The organism is Undibacterium sp. Di26W (assembly GCF_049340265.1).
Lineage (GTDB): Bacteria > Pseudomonadota > Gammaproteobacteria > Burkholderiales > Burkholderiaceae_D > Undibacterium.
In genome coordinates this window covers 101160-117891 of record NZ_JBMPOR010000016.1, presented here as the reverse complement: position 1 = coordinate 117891, position 16732 = coordinate 101160, and the positions used below count along the sequence as shown (strand labels likewise).

13 protein-coding genes are annotated in these 16732 nt (G+C 50.7%); 2 read left to right on the top strand and 11 right to left on the bottom strand.

The genetic code is table 11. The features are described 5' to 3' along the window. Nucleotides 1-68: 68 nt before the first annotated feature. From ACO0LM_RS18415 to ACO0LM_RS18390, 6 genes are all read right to left on the bottom strand, one after another. Nucleotides 69-1781 carry a methyl-accepting chemotaxis protein gene (locus ACO0LM_RS18415; protein WP_423038737.1) on the bottom strand — a complete coding sequence of 571 codons (1713 nt, stop codon included), beginning with the start codon at nucleotides 1779-1781 and terminating at the stop codon, nucleotides 69-71. Nucleotides 1782-1894: 113 nt separating this feature from the next. Then, nucleotides 1895-2302: a response regulator transcription factor gene (locus tag ACO0LM_RS18410; RefSeq protein WP_423038735.1), complete on the bottom strand. Its 408-nt coding sequence runs from the start codon at nucleotides 2300-2302 to the stop codon at nucleotides 1895-1897. A gap of 195 nt (nucleotides 2303-2497) precedes the next feature. Beyond that, a complete protein-coding gene (locus tag ACO0LM_RS18405) occupies nucleotides 2498-3106 on the bottom strand; it encodes a response regulator transcription factor (protein WP_423038733.1) in 609 nt (202 codons plus the stop codon). Then, the gene (locus ACO0LM_RS18400; RefSeq protein ID WP_423038731.1) at nucleotides 3103-5874 is read right to left on the bottom strand and encodes a PAS domain S-box protein; all 2772 of its coding nucleotides are present in this window, start codon (nucleotides 5872-5874) and stop codon (nucleotides 3103-3105) included. The genes ACO0LM_RS18405 and ACO0LM_RS18400 overlap by 4 nt, the downstream gene beginning before the upstream one ends. A gap of 265 nt (nucleotides 5875-6139) precedes the next feature. Continuing rightward, on the bottom strand, nucleotides 6140-8467 hold the full coding sequence (gene parC / locus ACO0LM_RS18395; RefSeq protein ID WP_423038729.1) for a DNA topoisomerase IV subunit A: 2328 nt from the start codon (nucleotides 8465-8467) through the stop codon (nucleotides 6140-6142). A gap of 67 nt (nucleotides 8468-8534) precedes the next feature. Next, the gene (locus ACO0LM_RS18390) at nucleotides 8535-10526 is read right to left on the bottom strand and encodes a DNA topoisomerase IV subunit B (RefSeq protein WP_423038727.1); all 1992 of its coding nucleotides are present in this window, start codon (nucleotides 10524-10526) and stop codon (nucleotides 8535-8537) included. A 149-nt stretch (nucleotides 10527-10675) separates the two neighbouring features. On the opposite strand from ACO0LM_RS18390, the gene ACO0LM_RS18385 reads away from it, so the two are divergent. Then, nucleotides 10676-11503, top strand: a complete 828-nt coding sequence (locus ACO0LM_RS18385) for a response regulator (protein WP_423038725.1) — start codon at nucleotides 10676-10678, stop codon at nucleotides 11501-11503. A 589-nt stretch (nucleotides 11504-12092) separates the two neighbouring features. On the opposite strand, the gene ACO0LM_RS18380 is transcribed toward ACO0LM_RS18385, so the two are convergent. Both ACO0LM_RS18380 and ACO0LM_RS18375 read right to left on the bottom strand, forming a co-directional pair. Then, on the bottom strand, nucleotides 12093-13262 hold the full coding sequence (locus ACO0LM_RS18380) for a vWA domain-containing protein (protein ID WP_423038723.1): 1170 nt from the start codon (nucleotides 13260-13262) through the stop codon (nucleotides 12093-12095). A gap of 35 nt (nucleotides 13263-13297) precedes the next feature. Continuing rightward, nucleotides 13298-13891: a GNAT family N-acetyltransferase gene (locus ACO0LM_RS18375; protein ID WP_423038721.1), complete on the bottom strand. Its 594-nt coding sequence runs from the start codon at nucleotides 13889-13891 to the stop codon at nucleotides 13298-13300. 309 nt (nucleotides 13892-14200) lie between these two features. Between ACO0LM_RS18375 and rpsT the strand changes: the two genes are divergently transcribed. Continuing rightward, nucleotides 14201-14464, top strand: coding sequence for a 30S ribosomal protein S20 (gene rpsT / locus ACO0LM_RS18370; RefSeq protein WP_422988391.1), 264 nt, complete (start codon nucleotides 14201-14203; stop codon nucleotides 14462-14464). A 202-nt stretch (nucleotides 14465-14666) separates the two neighbouring features. Here the strand turns inward: rpsT and ACO0LM_RS18365 are convergent, their stop codons facing one another. From ACO0LM_RS18365 to ACO0LM_RS18355, 3 genes are all read right to left on the bottom strand, one after another. Then, nucleotides 14667-14879 carry a hypothetical protein gene (locus ACO0LM_RS18365; RefSeq protein WP_423038719.1) on the bottom strand — a complete coding sequence of 71 codons (213 nt, stop codon included), beginning with the start codon at nucleotides 14877-14879 and terminating at the stop codon, nucleotides 14667-14669. 145 nt (nucleotides 14880-15024) lie between these two features. Then, nucleotides 15025-15570 (bottom strand): pseudouridine synthase, encoded by a 546-nt coding sequence (locus ACO0LM_RS18360; RefSeq protein ID WP_423038717.1) that lies wholly within the window; start codon nucleotides 15568-15570, stop codon nucleotides 15025-15027. Nucleotides 15571-15638: 68 nt separating this feature from the next. Further along, complete coding sequence (locus ACO0LM_RS18355) at nucleotides 15639-16622, bottom strand: DUF1028 domain-containing protein (RefSeq protein ID WP_423038715.1); 984 nt, start codon at nucleotides 16620-16622, stop codon at nucleotides 15639-15641. Nucleotides 16623-16732: the final 110 nt, after the last annotated feature.

The following is a 16732-nucleotide window of genomic DNA, read 5'->3' as shown; positions in this document are numbered from 1 at the left end:
AACGCCACTGGAGCGCCAGCCCGGTGGAACGCCAGCCCGGTGGCTAAATTATTACATTCACAATTTCATTAAAATTCATCCCATTCATCGCTAGCGGCAGCATTACCTGACTTTGCCTGTTTGAGTGGACGAACGTTGCTTGAAATGCGTTTTGCCGGGGTGCTTTGGGGGCCGGTTTTCCTTACAGCAGGTTCGATGCGTCGGTTGGTTTTAATGGCAGGAGCAGATTCCGCCAGATGTCCAGGCAGTTTAAAGACACTGACAACTTGTGTCAAAATCTGTGCCTGTTCTTCCAGCGAACCTGCTGCTGCGGCAGCTTCTTCAACCAGTGCGGCATTTTGCTGGGTGACTTCGTCCATATGTGTCACCGCCTGATTAATTTGTTCGATACCGGAAGTTTGTTCCTGGCTTGCCAAGGTAATCTCACCCATGATGTCGGTCACGTTTTTGATGCTGGATACGACCGAATCCATGGTTGAACCTGCCTGGTCAACCAGGCGGGACCCAATTTCGACCTGTTCGACAGAGTCATTGATCAAAGTCTTGATTTCCTTGGCTGCCGCTGCCGAGCGTTGTGCCAGGTTGCGTACTTCACTGGCGACCACGGCAAAGCCGCGACCTTGCTCACCAGCACGTGCTGCTTCAACGGCGGCGTTCAAGGCCAGGATGTTGGTCTGGAAGGCGATGCCATCGATGACGCCAATGATGTCGACAATTTTTTTCGATGACGTATTGATAGAGCCCATGGTGTGGACCACTTCATTTACCACTGCACCGCCTTTGACGGCAACTTCAGACGCTGAAATGGCCAACTGGTTCGCTTGCCGGGCGTTCTCGGCATTGTGTTTTACGGTGGAAGTCAATTCTTCCATCGATGACGCAGTTTCTTCCAGCGAGCCAGCCTGCTGTTCTGTCCGTGAAGACAAGTCCAGATTGCCGGTTGCAATTTCGCCAGTTGCTGTGTTGATGGTCTCGGTACCGTTACGAACCTTGCTGACGATATTGATCAGGTTCTCGTTCATGTCTTTCAGCGCTTGCATTAACTGGCCGGTTTCATCGGTAGACTTGACTTCAATATCCGAGCTTAAATCACCTTTGGCAACCGTTTTTGCCAATTCAACTGCAATACCAATAGGAATGGTAATGGCCCGTGTGGAAAACCAGGCGATGGCTGTTCCGCATACAATCGCCAGTACAGTAATGGAAAGCGTCATTGTCAAGGCAGACTGGTAAGCTTTTGCTGCCGCTTCTTCATCGGTTTGGCTTTTCTTTTCTTGCAGGTCCATGAACTCTTGAATGGTATTTTGCCATTTGGCATTGGCTGGTCCCGCTTCCTTCAGCAAAAATTGTATAGCCTCATCTTTATTGGTTTTTGCCATCTCGGCGAATTTATCATTGAGCGCCCTCGATGCAATCTGGCTTTCCTTGATCCTGGCAAGAAAGTTTTTTCCTGCTTCGTCCAGAGGCATTTTTTCCAGCGCAGCATAGGCTGTGTTATAGAGTGCCCGTGCATCATCAATTTTTTTATGTTCCTGTGCTGCCTGTGCTTCATCCGATAGTAAGGCGATGCTGCGTATCACACGTGCAACGACGTGTATCGATTTCGACATATTTTCAAGGGCATCCATTTTTTTAACGTTGACAGTCACGACGTGGTGCAAGGCTTCATTGGACTGTTGCATGCCGTTAATCCCGAGATAGGCGACACTAAGCAACATGAGCAATATCAAAGCAAAGCCTGCTCCGAGTCGTGTTCCAATAGGTAGGTTTGACAGTTTCATACATTCTTCCCGGGTTGTTTGATATGTGGCGGCTTTGTATCGCTTTTAACTCTGCTGATTTTTTAATGCCCTGCTTTTATGTCTTGCTGCATCATTTCATGCATTTTCCTGTGTCAGTTTTGTTTTAAATTCTCTGCAGCGACTACTTCGTGAGGTTTCGTTGCTTTTGTGATGGCATCCAGCAGGACATCGTCGTTCACCGGTTTTTGTAAAACAGCGATTGCAGTAGATAGACTGCTTTCCATCTGGCCAATGTTTATTTGATGTGCCGTCAGGATGACAACCGGCAAATCGGGCGCATGCGTCTTTAATTCTTCAAGAACCGTCAACCCGGACATTTCTGGCATATGTAAATCCATGACCACACAAGACGGCATAGCATGTTGCAAACTTGATAAAAAACCCTGACCAGAACGAAATGCCTGTGCTTCCAGCCCAACGGAACGAAAAAGTCGTAACAGCGCGCGACGAATGCTTTCTTCATCATCAACGATTGCGACCCATGTAGTTTTATTGCCCATGAGAATCATGTTAGGCGTCTATGCGCAATCTGGATATAGGACCTTGGTCCTATATCCAGGCTACGCTATGCTGAAGGGCAAGAAGAGGGGAGCCGTCTTTTAACAGCTCTTTATAAGGCAGTATGGAAGGGGAAATGCGGGAAGGAGAAAGGCTTGCCAGGTCAACACGCGCTGGTAAATGACAAAAACCTGAATTCAGTTTTTCAGTTTCTCTAGCTGATGGACGAGGCTGGCTACCGATTTCGCTTCCATCTTGCTCATGACGCGCGCACGGTGAATTTTGATGGTTTTTTCTGCAATTCCCATATTGTCCGCGATCTGTTTATTGAGTTTGCCGTCGGTGATGTGTAGCAAAACCTCGTGTTCGCGTGGCGTCAGTTCAGCCAGGTGTGCAGTAATTTTGTCGCGCTCCGCGCGTATTTGCCGCGCTGTCTGGTTGCGGGCAAGGGCGCTTTGTATGGCGGCCAGCAGTTTTTCGGCATCCACCGGTTTGGTCAGAAAATCATGCGCGCCCTTTTTCATGGCTTGCACGCTGCTGTCTATACTACCGTTTCCAGTCAGGAAGATGATGGGTATGTCACTTGCCATACCACCAAGGCGCTCTTGCAACATCATGCCGCCCATCCCTGGCATGCTCAGATCCAGTACCAGGCAGCCTGGGGTGGTGGCATTGCCGCTTTCCAGAAAATCTTGCGCTGAATTATATGTCTCGACTTCGAAACCCATAGACACGATCAGTCGCGACAATGCCTTCAAAATGCTTTCCTGGTCATCAACCAGGAAGACACGAAATTTTAATATCATGTTTTGTTCTTGCATTTGCTTGATTGGCTGAGGCTGAAATGGAAGCTGGCACCGCTGGTGTTACCGCTAATGTCATCACTTGTAGCATTGTTTTCACACCAGAGACTACCTCCATGTGCTTCGATAATATTTTTACAAATTGACAGGCCCAAGCCCATTCCTTTTTCTTTCGTAGTATAAAACGCGTCAAATAACTTACTCTTGTTTTCTTCCGGGATGCCTTTCCCATTATCAATGACGCTGACACGGACCCGGTCTGATTCGACCTGATCTGTTTTTATGGTAACTGTTCTCTCGCCAATTTCAAGATGAGAAACGGCATCACAGGCATTCATGATTAAATTGATGATGACCTGTTGTAATTGCACCGCGTCCGCAATAAGCCTGGGGTTGGCCGGACATAGTTCTGTCGACACATTGATGCCACGGTTAAGCATATCATTTCGTAATATATGCATAACCTCCATGATGAGGGCATTGATGTCTATGTTTTGTTCAAGCTTGTCATTTTTATTGAAAAGGCGGCGCAAGCGCTGGATGATTTCACCGGCGCGCTTGTCTTCATCAACGATATCTTGCAAGATATCCCGCACTTCATTCAAATCGGCATTCTCACGCATGAGAAAGCGTTGCGCTGCCTGGGCATTACTGAGTATGGCTGTCAGCGGCTGATTCAGTTCATGCGCCAATGCACCGGATAATTCTCCCAGCGTCACTACGCGTGACAGATGGGTAACTTCAGCACGTTTTTGTTCCAGTTCAAGTTCGGATTGTTTGCGTGCAGTGATATCCAGCAATACACCCCGTGTAAATTTCGGTTTTTGTTCGGCATCAAATTCAACTTGCGACACGGCAGCAATCCAGCGAATTTTTGCATTCTCTACGACGATGCGAAATTCAGCCTGATACCGGGGTTTTTCATCGATGCTGAAATTGCTTGTCAGTTTTTCCATCGAACTCCGGTCAGCCGGATGGATGCGTTGTAATACATCGTTGATGCCCAAACGCTGGTCCGGAGAAACGCCGAAGATGGATCGCCATTGAGGTGAAGCCCAAATTTCATCACGCTCCAGGTCGCGCACCCAGACTCCCAAATTGGCAGCATCACTGGCCAGGGTGAGACTTTGACGTACGTCGTGCAAATCGTTTTCCGTTACCTGCAAACGCGCGTTTAGTTGCTGCTCACGTTGCTGGCGCCCGCGCTCTACGTCAGTGACATCCCTGACAATAGCGATGACGGAGTCAGCATTATTGGGCGCAATCCTGGCTTCAAAAATCATTTCCTTTCCATTGATGACATCGGTAGAGAATTGAATTTCCTGCACATGCTGGTTGTGGTGGGCGGTTTTTACAGCGTGCATTAAATGGCTTGCTATTTCTGACGGCAATGTATCAGCAAGCTTTGTATTGATCAGTTTTGTTGGGTCGGTGAAAATGAACCCGGATTTAGGCGCATGGACATCCAGAAATCTCCCATCGTGGCCGATAGTAAAAATGAGATCGGGTATGGCTTGTATTAATGCCCGGTTTTTGGATACGCTTTCATGCAATTGTTTTTCAGCCCTTTTGTAGGCGCTGATATCTTCACCAACCGCCTGAAAAGAGACGAGTTTATTCTGTGCGTTGAAAAATGCCTGATTGGTCCATCGGTGATAAATCAATTCACCATTCGGCATGGGGTAACATTGTTCATGAATTTCAAACGCATGCTCTGGCGTCAGCGAGCCAAGTTTTACTTTCACCATTTTTTGATCGGCAGCGGGCAGGAGATCAAAGAAATTCCTGTCAAGCAAATCGGATTTTGTTGACGACACTGCGCTTGCAAACAGTTTATTGACGTAGGTCAGCTTACCATCGGGTAAAAATGTGATGACAAACAAGGGCATGTCTTCTGCCAGCGTGCGGTAATGTCTTTCACTCTCCAGCAAGGCCGTTTGCGTGCGCTTAAGCACAGTCACATCAGTAACCAGCGCAAAAAAACCGAGTACGACACCATCCATTTTATGCACAATATATTGTGCCCAGGTATGCCCGGTTTCACCGTTGGCCTTAATTAATGAACGTTCGAATTGCTGGTCCATTCCTTTTAACGCGCCATTGATATAGGCAATATTTTTTTGAAATAAATCCGGACCCATCAAGTCTCGCATATGCATGTTGTGCATTTGGTCGATACTGCGCCCAAACCAGGTCAGGTATTGCTTATTGGCAAAAGTGCAGCGCAAGTCGGCGGTCCAGTATGCCAGCATGCCGGGAATATTGTCGGCAATCAGGCGGTTGAATTGTTCACTGGCCGGCAATCCCATCCCGCTATGTTGTCGTTGGCTAATATCTGATAAATAAATGCTGACCCACGGTGCATGCGTGCTGCTATCCAGTCTCTGGAAGCTGAATTGCACCAATATCAGGTTGTGGTCCGCCCGCATGACACGTAAATCATGCTGCGGTGCCATACCGGTTGCTATTACTTGTCGATAAGCCTCATTGAAGAGGCTGGCGTCCGTGTCAAATAAATAGCGACTGAGGTCTGTATGCAACAATGCGGGAAGAGATGTTCCTAACAGCGTTGCCGAGGCCAGATTGGCCTGCCTGATGACACCGTCTACAGAGATGCCCAGGTGTGCTTGTGGTGAGTGCAGATAAAAATCCTGATGCAGGTCTGCCCTGGCAGGCAGATCAGTCTTGTTGGCTGAAAAGCTGGCATCCTGGCTATCTGCCAGATTGAGCATATCGTCGGCAGTGGTATTGGTATTGGCCTGATCAGTCATTGACCTTGTCCCTTATACGTATTACAGGTATTTTTACTGCGCCGATCATTGCACCGATCACTGTAGCGATTTTTACCTGTTTATCATAGCGCACTACCAGGGCAAATAGGGTTTGCGAAAAACCACTATGGTCACATTGTCGTTCCCGCTTTTTTGTAAAAACCTAAACTGGCTTTAAAAGCTTGTGTTATCTAAAAAAATGGCTTCATTCAGCAAGAGATGTTGAATGAAGCCATTTGTGCAAAGCGCCGGGTGTGGGGTGTTGCTACTCTTTCGCCACTATTCTTTGCAAGCCGCTGGCCTTGATTCTGGCTTCCAGCGCCTTACCCTTGCGTGCACGGGCACCTATGTGGATGCCAAGACCGTTGGCGCTGAGGCTGACTTCCTGCGGTTTGCCGCCACGGCCCAGGCCGATGACGCGCACGCCGCGCTGGCTGATGGCCTGGGCGGCCAGGAGATTTTCCTTGTCTTCCAGTTGCATCAGGATGACGCCACGGCCACCGCTGGACAGTTGCTTGATTTCTGTCAGGCCAAATACCAGCAGGCGGCCTTTTTCTGACAGGCAGGCAATCGCGCTGGCATCACCGGCGACAATGGCTGGCGGCAACGGCAGGTCGCCTTCTTCCAGTGTCATGAAGGCCTTGCCAGCTTTCATGCGGCCCACCATGTCGCCCAGCTTGGCCGTAAAACCATAGCCGGCGCTGGAGGACAGCAACAGGCTGATGTCGGCACTGCCGGCAAAGTAATGCAGGATCTTGGTGCCGGGTGCCAGGTCGATCAGGGTAGTGACCGGGACGCCATCGCCACGGGCACCGGGCAGGGCGGCGACAGGGACGGAATACACACGACCGTTTGAACCAAACACCAGCATCTGGTCTACCGTGCGGCATTCAAACGTGCCATACAGGCTGTCACCAGCCTTGAAGGTGAATTGGGCATTGTCATGGCCATGACCGGTACGGGCGCGTACCCAGCCTTTTTCAGAGATGACGACAGTCACCGGTTCATCGATCACTTTTTGCTCTACCGACGCCTTGGCAGCTTCTTCGATGATGGTGCGACGGGCATCGCCATATTGCTTGGCATCGGTTTCGATTTCCTTGATGATCATGCGCTTCATCGAGGATGGGTTGTCCAGCAGGTCGTGCAGGCCGGCTTTTTCTTTGCGCAATTCATCCAGTTGCTGCTGGATCTTGATGGATTCCAGTCTGGCCAATTGGCGCAGGCGTATCTCAAGAATATCTTCAGCCTGTATATCCGATAGCTTGAAGGCTGAAATCAGTGCAGGTTTAGGGTCGTCAGACTCACGGATGATGCGTATGACTTCATCAATATTCAACAGCACCGCTTCACGGCCTTCCAGAATATGGATGCGGTCATCCACCTTCTTCAGGCGGAACTGGGTACGACGTGTGACGGTCGTAAAGCGGAAAGATACCCATTCACTGAGGATGTCCAGCAAACCTTTTTGACGCGGGCGGCCATCGCCACCTATCATCACCAGGTTGATAGAGGCCGAGGTTTCCAGCGAGGTATGCGCCAGCAACATCTGCATGAACTCGGTCTGGTCCTGATTCTTGGATTTTGGCTCCAGCACCAGGCGTACTGGTGCATCCTTGCCGGATTCATCGCGTACCGTATCCAGCACCGACAGGATGACCTGCTTCAACGCAACCTGTTCTGGCGACAGGGCTTTCTTGCCCAGCTTGATTTTTGGATTGGTCAGTTCTTCGATTTCTTCCAGGACCTTTTGTGAAGACGTGCCTGGCGGCAATTCTGTCACCACGGCCTGCCATTGACCACGCGCCATTTCTTCTATCTTCCAGCGCGCCCGGACCTTCATGCTGCCACGGCCGGTGGCATACATATCATTGATTGTAGACTGGGGCGTGATGATTTGTCCGCCACCCGGGAAATCCGGGCCGGGGATATGTTCCATCAGCTCGGCATGTTTCATGGCCGGGTTGCGTATCAGGGCCACGGCAGCCTTGGCTACTTCAGTCAGGTTATGTGAAGGAATTTCTGTCGCCAGACCAACTGCAATACCGGATGCACCGTTCAGCAGGACAAAGGGCAGGCGGCCGGGCAGCAGTTTGGGTTCTTCCGTGGTGCCTTCATAATTGGGCTGGAAATCGACCGTACCTTCATTGATTTCGTCGAGTAATAGTTTGGAGATTGAAGTCAGACGCGCTTCAGTGTAACGCTGTGCCGCAGCATTATCACCGTCGCGTGATCCAAAATTTCCCTGGCCATCTACCAGTGGATAGCGTAAGGAAAATTCTTGTGCCATGCGCACCATGGCATCATAGATGGATTGATCGCCATGTGGATGCAGCTTACCCATTACCTCACCAACCACGGCGGCTGATTTTCGTGGCTTGACACCGGCGTTCAAGCCCATCTCATTGAGGGTGTACAAAATACGGCGTTGCACCGGTTTCTGACCGTCGCAAACATCCGGTAAAGCGCGGCCTTTGACAACGGATATGGCATAGTCGAGATAGGCACGCTCGGCAAAGGTGGTCAGGGTTAATGCTTCACCATCACCTGGAGGCGGTGGTGTTTGATCAAATAAATTCGCTTGTTCGCTCATAATTCTTTTTCGTATTTTTGATACTTTGTTCGTGTTTGGCCCAGGTCAGCGCATGGTCAGCGCCTGGTCAAATATCGGCTTCCACTGCATTGCCATGCTCTTCTATCCAGGCGCGGCGGGCAGCGGCTTCGCCTTTTCCCATCAGCATATTGATGCGGCTCTCAGAGAAAGCCTGGTCAAATTCACCCAGGGTAATAGGTAGCAGGCGGCGGGTGTCCGGATTCATGGTGGTTTCCCATAATTGAACTGCATTCATTTCACCAAGACCCTTGAAACGGGAGATGCTCCAGCCACCATCTTTAACGCCATCCTTGCGCAATTTGTCTTCAATCGCAGTCAACTCGCCAGTGTCGAGCGCATAAATCTTTTGCGCCAGTTTTTTGCCACGCGCAGGTGCATCGACACGGAACAACGGTGGACGTGCCACACAGATATGGCCACGCGCAATCAGTTGCGGGAAATGTTTGAAGAACAGGGTCAGTAACAAGACCTGAATGTGCGAGCCATCAACGTCCGCATCAGAGAGTATGCAGATCTTGCCGTAGCGCAGATTGCTCATGTCAGCAATTTCATTGAGACCATGCGGATCAACGCCGATGGCAACAGCGATGTCATGAATTTCATTATTCGCAAACAGGCGGTCGCGTTCAGATTCCCATGAATTCAAGACCTTGCCGCGCAGTGGCAGGATGGCCTGGAATTCTTTATCGCGGCCCATCTTGGCAGAACCACCGGCAGAATCGCCCTCGACCAGGAACAGTTCATTACGGGCCAGGTCGCTGGATTCACAATCCGTCAGCTTGCCTGGCAAGACTGCCACGCCTGAGGATTTTTTCTTTTCAACTTTTTGCGCTGAGCGCAGGCGTGACTGGGCTTGCTTGATGACCAGTTCAGCCAGTTTCTTGCCGTATTCAACGTGGGAATTCAGCCACAGTTCCAGCGGTGGTTTGGTAAATGACGATACCAGACGCACGGCATCGCGTGAATTCAGCCTCTCCTTGATCTGGCCCTGGAACTGCGGGTCCAGCACCTTGGCGGACAGGACGAAAGATACGCGGGCAAACACGTCTTCCGGCAACAGCTTCACGCCTTTCGGTAGCAGCGAATGCATTTCAGCAAAGCTCTTGACTGCGCCAAACAGCCCTTCGCGCAAGCCGGATTCATGGGTGCCGCCAGCCGGGGTAGGGATGAGGTTGACATAGGATTCACGCACAACATTGCCTTCTTCCGTCCAGGCCACCACCCAGGATGCGCCTTCGCCTTCGGCAAAGCCGTCGCTTTCAGAGGTGGCGAACTGTTCACCTTCAAACAGCGGGATCAATGGGTCACCATGCGAAGACTGGGCCAAAGCTTCCGTCAGGTAGCCACGCAGGCCCTGGTCATATTGCCAGGTCTGGCTTTCACCGGTTTTGGCATGCGTCAGTGTCACCTTGACGCCAGGCAACAAAACAGCCTTGGAACGCAGCAGACGCTGTAATTCACTCTGCGGAATATTGGCGCTGTCAAAATACTTGCCGTCTGGCCAGATGGTGACGCGGGTACCGCTCTTTTTATCACCACGTGCCAGCGGCTGGCTGCGCAGCGGTTCTATCACATCGCCATTGGCAAACGTCATCTGATGCAGGCTGGCCTCACGCCAGACCGTGATTTCCAGACGTTTCGACAGCGCATTGGTGACCGACACACCGACGCCATGCAAGCCGCCAGAGAAGGCGTAGGCTCCACCAGAACCTTTATCGAACTTGCCGCCGGCATGCAGGCGGGTAAAGACGATTTCTACCGTCGGCACACCTTCTTCAGGGTGCAGGCCCACCGGGATGCCGCGGCCATCATCTTCTACACTGATACTGCTGTCAGCATTGATGGTGACGATAATGTGTTGACAGTGTCCGCCCAATGCCTCGTCTGAAGCATTGTCGATCACCTCTTGAATGATATGCAGCGGGTTTTCGGTGCGGGTATACATCCCCGGTCTTTGTTTGACCGGTTCCAGACCTTTGAGTACTCGGATGGATGATTCGCTATAGTCGGACGGAGAAGTATTTTTTTTAGTGGCCATGCGAATGAAAATCTGTTGTTTTGGTTAATCTTGTGATGATATTTTGCAATTTTTTTCTCAGGCTGGCAGAATAAAGCGGTATTCTGGCAACGTTTTTGCAGCTATTGTAGCTGCAATGATTGTAGCCGCAATAAGTAGGTGAAAAAACGATGTCAACAAAAACTCCAACGATCGCGATCCGACTGCTTGGATTTTCCCCAAAAGAGGAAGAAACCTTTTCAACTGTTCTTGCGGTTCTTCGCGAGAAGGGCTACCGCTATCTGGTATTAAAGACCGGTAGTCTACAAGATCCTGACCTCCATATTGTCAATGCTGAGGATATTAAAGCATTGGCGACCTTGTCGGACTTAAATCTGGGCGATGCGCAGCCAGTGTTGCTTATTGGCAAAACCACCATCAGTTTGCCATATCCCTTCATGCCGCGCCCGATACGCTGGCGCAAATTGTTTGATGTGCTGGATGAGCTGATCGACCGTCGCCAGTTGCTGCTGACCACCCTGAGTGCCTACAGCGCCGTCGCCGTGCCCGAACGCCGCCGCCGTGAACGCCTGGACCTGGACCTGAGCGACCCTGTCGATTACCAAAAAATGCGCCGTCCCACCGTTACCCGGGGCGGCATCATGATCGTCGACAAAGACATGCGTTTCCGCGAATATGTGGCCATGATCATGGATAGATACAATATTTCCGTAACCCTGGCCTGTGACGAACGTAGCGCCCTGATGCTGGACAAGAACAACCGGCATGCCATGACCATGATCAACACTTCTACCCCTGGTCTGGACCCATATCGTCTATGTAGCGAGCTGAAAAAACAAAACACTGACCGCAGGACGACGGTGATTTTACTGGTCGATAAGGTATTTGTTTATAAAGTTGCCAATGCGCAACAGGCGGGGTGTGAGGGGTTTTTGACCAAGCCTTTGTCGCGTAAGCAGGTGTTGTCGACGATACAGAAGTTTTTGGAGTTGAGGTAGGTTTGGTCAGTTACTGGCAATCATAATCTGGTCGCTTCAGTGAAGACTCACTGCTGTCCGGAATAATGTGCTTGACAAAAAATGACCGGGAAATCCCCTCCCTTTCAAGGGGAGGGCTAGGGTGGGGATGGGTATCTTTCGATAAACGGCAATCAAAATATCGTCGCTCCAGCGAAGGCTGGAGACCACCGGGCTGGCGTTCCAGCGGCGTTCGTTGTATGCCGTGTCGTTAATTAAAGCGATTGCCCTTCGTGGACACAGGCCGGGTCTCGGCCCGGCGGCCGAATTCCTTTCTTTGCTTCGCCAAAGAACGGAATCAAAGAAAGGCGACCGCAGACTCGCTCCCTGCGGGAGTGCCCATTTATGCAGTGCAAAAAATGGGAAATGCCCGCAACTCGCTGCGCTCAAACATCGGTCATTTCTGATCCATTTTCTGCACTACACAAATGGCTTCGTCCCAAGCGGATTAAAGGCAACGTCAAAAGCAACAGCAACCACAACGTCAAAAGCAACGTCAACACGGCGTCGTTGTTAGATGCTTACGTGTGGTGTTAATCGAAGGCTGTAATTAAAGCTTCTAAGGCTACCCTCACTTACTCAACAACCTCATCCCCCGCTCCAGCCCCTCTATCGTCACGGGAAACATGCGGTTGCTCATGATCTGTTTGATGACGGAGATCGATTGCCGGTATTGCCACAGGCCTTCTGGTTCGGGATTGAGCCAGATGTATTTGGGGAAGGCAGAGGTGAAGCGTTGTAGCCAGGTGGCGCCGGCTTCTTCGTTGTTGTATTCGACCGAGCCGCCAGCCTGCAGGATTTCGTAGGGGCTCATGGTGGCGTCGCCGACGAAGATGACCTTGGTGTCGGGTGTGTATTTGCGCAAAACATCCCAGGTCGGGAATTTTTCTGCATGGCGGCGGCGGTTGTTTTTCCACAGGTGGTCGTAGACGCAGTTGTGGAAATAAAAGAATTCCATGTTCTTGAATTCGGTCTTGGCAGCGGAGAATAATTCTTCGGTCTGGGCGATGTGGTCGTCCATGGTGCCGCCTACGTCCAATAGCATGAGCACTTTGATGTTGTTCTTGCGCTCTGGCTGCATCTTGATGTCGAGGTAGCCGGCGTTATTCGCGGTAGCCTTGATGGTGGCGTCCAGTGCCAATTCTTCTTCTGCACCCTGGCGGGCGAATTTGCGCAGGCGGCGCAGGGCGACCTTGATATTGCGGGTGCCGAGTTCACGTTCGTCGTCATAATCGCGGAAAGAACGCGCTTCCCACACCTTGACGGCGGTACGGCCACCACCTTTGCCACCGATGCGTATACCTTCGGGGTTGGTGCCACCATTGCCAAAGGCTGAAGTGCCGCCAGTGCCTATCCACTTGCTGCCACCTTCGTGGCGTTCTTTTTGCTCTTTCAGTAATTCCTGCAGCCTGTCCATCAGCTTGTCATAGCCAAATTTCTCGATGGCGGCTTTTTGCTCATCGGTCAATTCACGTTCCATGCGCTTTGTCAGCCAGTCCAACGGGATGTCGGGGCGCTTTTCAAAGATGGTGTCTATGCCCTTGAAGTACAGACCAAAAGCTTTGTCGAACTTGTCATAATGCGCTTCATCCTTGACCATGATGATACGCGAGAGGAAATAGAAATCGTCCAGCGACATGCTGACCAGGCCTTTTTCCATGGCTTCCAGCAGCATCAAAAATTCCTTGATGGATACCGGGATCTTGGCGTCTTTCAGGGTAAAGAAAAAATCGATCAGCACTGGTCAGTCTCCCTATTTACTAGTGCAGCACTACACTAGGCTTCATATTTAGTATGCATGTATTGCAAATTCTTTTTCACACCCGGCCATTCAGAATTCAGGATGCTGTATACCACCGTATCACGGATGCGACCATCCGGCAAAATCATGTGATTGCGCAGGATGGCATCTTGCTTGGCACCCAGGCGTTCTATGGCAGCTTGCGAGCGGCGGTTGAACCAGTCTGTGCGGAACTCGACGGCAATACAGCCAAAGTCTTCAAAGGCATGGCCCAGCAACAGCAGCTTGCATTCGGTATTCACCGGGCTGCGTTGCACGCGCTGCGCATACCAAGTGTAACCAATTTCCAGGCGTTTGTTGTTCATGTCCATATTACAGTATCTGGTGGCACCGACAATCTGGCCGCTGGCGTTTTCACGCACGACAAAGGGCAGGGCTTTTTGCTGTTGTCGCATCTCCAGCGCGATATTCAGCCAGTTCTGAGTATTATCAGGCGTGGGGACAGAGGTAAAAAACAGTTTCCACAACTCGCCATCGGCAGCAGCGGCCTGGATGTCGGCGATATGACTCTGTGTCAGCGGTTCCAGCGTGACGTGTTTTCCGCGTAAGGTCAGGGGTATGCAATTCATGGCGAAGCTTTCACATATAAAAACGGTGTGGCAGGTAAACCGGTGAGTAAGCGGTAAAATAGTGTTTAGCAGCTAGTTTTGCACCGTTTACCCCCATGCGCATAGATACAGTCATGCATTTATTGGGCATGACAGTTGCGAAAACACTGCTTCCACGCGAAAAAGAGGCATGCTTGTTGCAAGATTCGACAGGAATGCTTGCCATTAAAAATAAATCCAGTTATACTGCAAAGCTGTATAGAATTTTTGCGACGTGGCATTTAATCAAATGTTTTGACCTCGTCGCTTTGACCACGTTTAGGAAATCTCATGGCAAATACCGCACAAGCACGCAAACGTGCTCGTCAAGCAGTTAAACTGAATGCACACAACTCCAGCCAGCGCTCCACGCTGCGCACAGCAATCAAAGCTGTTCGTAAAGCAATCGAAGCTGGTGACAAAGCTGCTGCAACTACAATTTTCCAAAGCTCCGTTTCGGTTATCGACCGTATCGCTGACAAGAAAATCATTCACAAAAACAAGGCAGCTCGCCATAAGAGCCGTCTGGCATCTGCTTTGAAAGCACTGGCTTAATTTTTTAAGCCTGCCTTTAATCAGATCAGGGCCGATAAGCTTTTGCGTTGGTAGTCTAGACTACCAAGCATAGCCTGAAGTAAAAAAAAACCGCAATGTGTTGCGGTTTTTTGCTTTGTGCGCTGCCACGTTGTCTAAATTCAGACAATAAAAAAAGGCAGGGGATAAACCTGCCTTGCTTTTACACCAAAAAGTGTAAAAATTACATCGATGCGGAAGCAGATGCTGCTTTTTTATGTTTTTTCGCTTTTTTAGCTGGTTTGGATGCATCAGTAGATGCAGCCGCTGCGGCAGAAGCAGATGCGGATGCCGAAGCTTTGGCTGGTGCAGATGCTTTAGCTGAAGGAGCAGATGCTTGGGCAAAAGCGGCAGAAGCAAACAGACATGCGACCAGAGCGGCGATCAATTTTTTCATTTTAATGTCCTTCATCAAGAGTTGGTTAATAGTGATTCAATTGAATCAAGGTAAATAACGCGATCAGTTACCCGGGCGTTGACAGGAATTCTAATTAATTTATATGGTTTCAGGCATTTTTTCTGAAATTCCGTGCAAGTTTTGTTTAAAGTTTAACTTCCAGCCATTCGCCGGGCAATAAAGGGTGGGTTTCCAGTGAATAGCCACCTATGCTGCTTCTGACCAGACGCAGGGTTGGCAGGCCGACTGCCGCCGTCATACGCCTGACCTGGCGATTTTTCCCTTCTGATAAAGTCATGCTCAACCAACTGGTGGGGATGCTGGCGCGGTCGCGCACGGGTGGTGTGCGTGGCCACAACCATTCGGGTGGATGGATGTGCTTGACGATGCAGGGCTGGGTCACAAAATCACCAAGGTCCAGTGGCTGACGCAATTTTTCCAGTGCTTCCCGGTCGGGTGTGCCTTCCACCTGCACCAGATAAGTCTTGGCTTGTTTGTGGTCAGGATGGCTGATACGGTTTTGCAATTGACCGTCATCAGTCAGTAACAACAATCCTTCACTATCGGCATCGAGCCTGCCAGCGGGATAGATATGGGGAATCTTGACGTAATCAGCCAGCGTGGGGCGGGTGGGGTGTGCAGAGAACTGGCACATCACATTAAACGGTTTATTGAACAAAATCAGTTTCATGCCAATATGGTAACCGTAAAATGCCTGAAGCAAAACCGGGAACCCTGGCTCTATTTGATATTGCGGGATCAGTTATTCCATGATCTGAAAAGTGCGTTAGTGTGCAATGGCTGGTAGATGCTATCCCGGAGTTCCATCCGCCCCCAGACAGGGTTGATCGACAGAAAAACGCTGAGATAGTCCAGTGCACGGTCTTTGTCTCCCATCGTCATTGCGAGCCGCGCTGCACGGCGCCATATCCTATCCCAGCCGTAGCATCGATGTAATGCCTCCGAAATCGAGGTATGAGCATCATCGATGGCACCTTTTTTTGCTTGGTGCTCTGCCCGTATGATGGCTTGCAGGGCGTAATGTTGCTCTAACAGACGCCGCAGATCCTTCACTGGCTCTGGTGCGCCATCGACGCGCAGATCAATGTCTTGCCAGGCACCCTCTGTCGTTTTCACGAGTAATGCTGCCGACAGCTTGCCAGTGGTTTGGCCACCTGCTTTTTCTCCAGCCTCCAGGCTTGCCATCAAGCGCTCGGCCAGCGTACCTGTCGAAGACAAGAAGGCGCGTTTCATGCTGGACGCCACTTGCTCGCCGGCGAGACCATTGCCTTGAATCGAAAATCCGTCTCCATGCTCTTCGCCTGCCCATGTAGAACTTTGTGCCTCCGCCCCGGTATAGCTTGCTGAACGTCCGCTGGCATCAACCATGCCGACTTGTCGTGCAGCGATAGTTGAGTTGTCGAAATTATTGTCGCCATCGAGAAGAATCTTGATAGCCGCATCCGGCGTCTCTCCAGATGCCAGCAAAACCAGTCCCTGCGGGCCATAGGCAGGATTGGTCTCAAACTGGGAAACAAGCGCACCTAGCTTTGCCTGCGCATACGGGACACTGGCCCCGACGGCCAGGTTGTTGGTAGCGACGGCTGCCCCGCAATGGCCACTCCGGTCGCAGGCAACGATAGAAAAGGTGGCTGATGCCAGAGATGGCGTAGCCAGCAAAACGATGCCTGATAGTTGCCACACACAGGTGGCAAGCCTGGCCTTAGCTATCTTGAAGGGCATGGACATACTCCTTTTGTAAAATCAACATGGGACCGGTAACAGGCGACATCTCACTTCAGAACGTATGCAAGTCAAAAAGTTCAGGATGGGTGATCGGGTATCTATCTGTT

What these genes read in the sequence shown, in the direction of transcription:
- ACO0LM_RS18415 (WP_423038737.1), bottom strand. Translation starts at nt 1,781, where the DNA reads ATGAAACTGTCAAACCTACCTATTGGAACACGACTCGGAGCAGGCTTT.
- ACO0LM_RS18410 (WP_423038735.1), bottom strand. Translation starts at nt 2,302, where the DNA reads ATGGGCAATAAAACTACATGGGTCGCAATCGTTGATGATGAAGAAAGC.
- ACO0LM_RS18405 (WP_423038733.1), bottom strand. Translation starts at nt 3,106, where the DNA reads ATGATATTAAAATTTCGTGTCTTCCTGGTTGATGACCAGGAAAGCATT.
- ACO0LM_RS18400 (WP_423038731.1), bottom strand. Translation starts at nt 5,874, where the DNA reads ATGACTGATCAGGCCAATACCAATACCACTGCCGACGATATGCTCAAT.
- parC (WP_423038729.1), bottom strand. Translation starts at nt 8,467, where the DNA reads ATGAGCGAACAAGCGAATTTATTTGATCAAACACCACCGCCTCCAGGT.
- ACO0LM_RS18390 (WP_423038727.1), bottom strand. Translation starts at nt 10,526, where the DNA reads ATGGCCACTAAAAAAAATACTTCTCCGTCCGACTATAGCGAATCATCC.
- ACO0LM_RS18385 (WP_423038725.1), top strand. Translation starts at nt 10,676, where the DNA reads ATGTCAACAAAAACTCCAACGATCGCGATCCGACTGCTTGGATTTTCC.
- ACO0LM_RS18375 (WP_423038721.1), bottom strand. Translation starts at nt 13,891, where the DNA reads ATGAATTGCATACCCCTGACCTTACGCGGAAAACACGTCACGCTGGAA.
- rpsT (WP_422988391.1), top strand. Translation starts at nt 14,201, where the DNA reads ATGGCAAATACCGCACAAGCACGCAAACGTGCTCGTCAAGCAGTTAAA.
- ACO0LM_RS18365 (WP_423038719.1), bottom strand. Translation starts at nt 14,879, where the DNA reads ATGAAAAAATTGATCGCCGCTCTGGTCGCATGTCTGTTTGCTTCTGCC.
- ACO0LM_RS18360 (WP_423038717.1), bottom strand. Translation starts at nt 15,570, where the DNA reads ATGAAACTGATTTTGTTCAATAAACCGTTTAATGTGATGTGCCAGTTC.
- ACO0LM_RS18355 (WP_423038715.1), bottom strand. Translation starts at nt 16,622, where the DNA reads ATGCCCTTCAAGATAGCTAAGGCCAGGCTTGCCACCTGTGTGTGGCAA.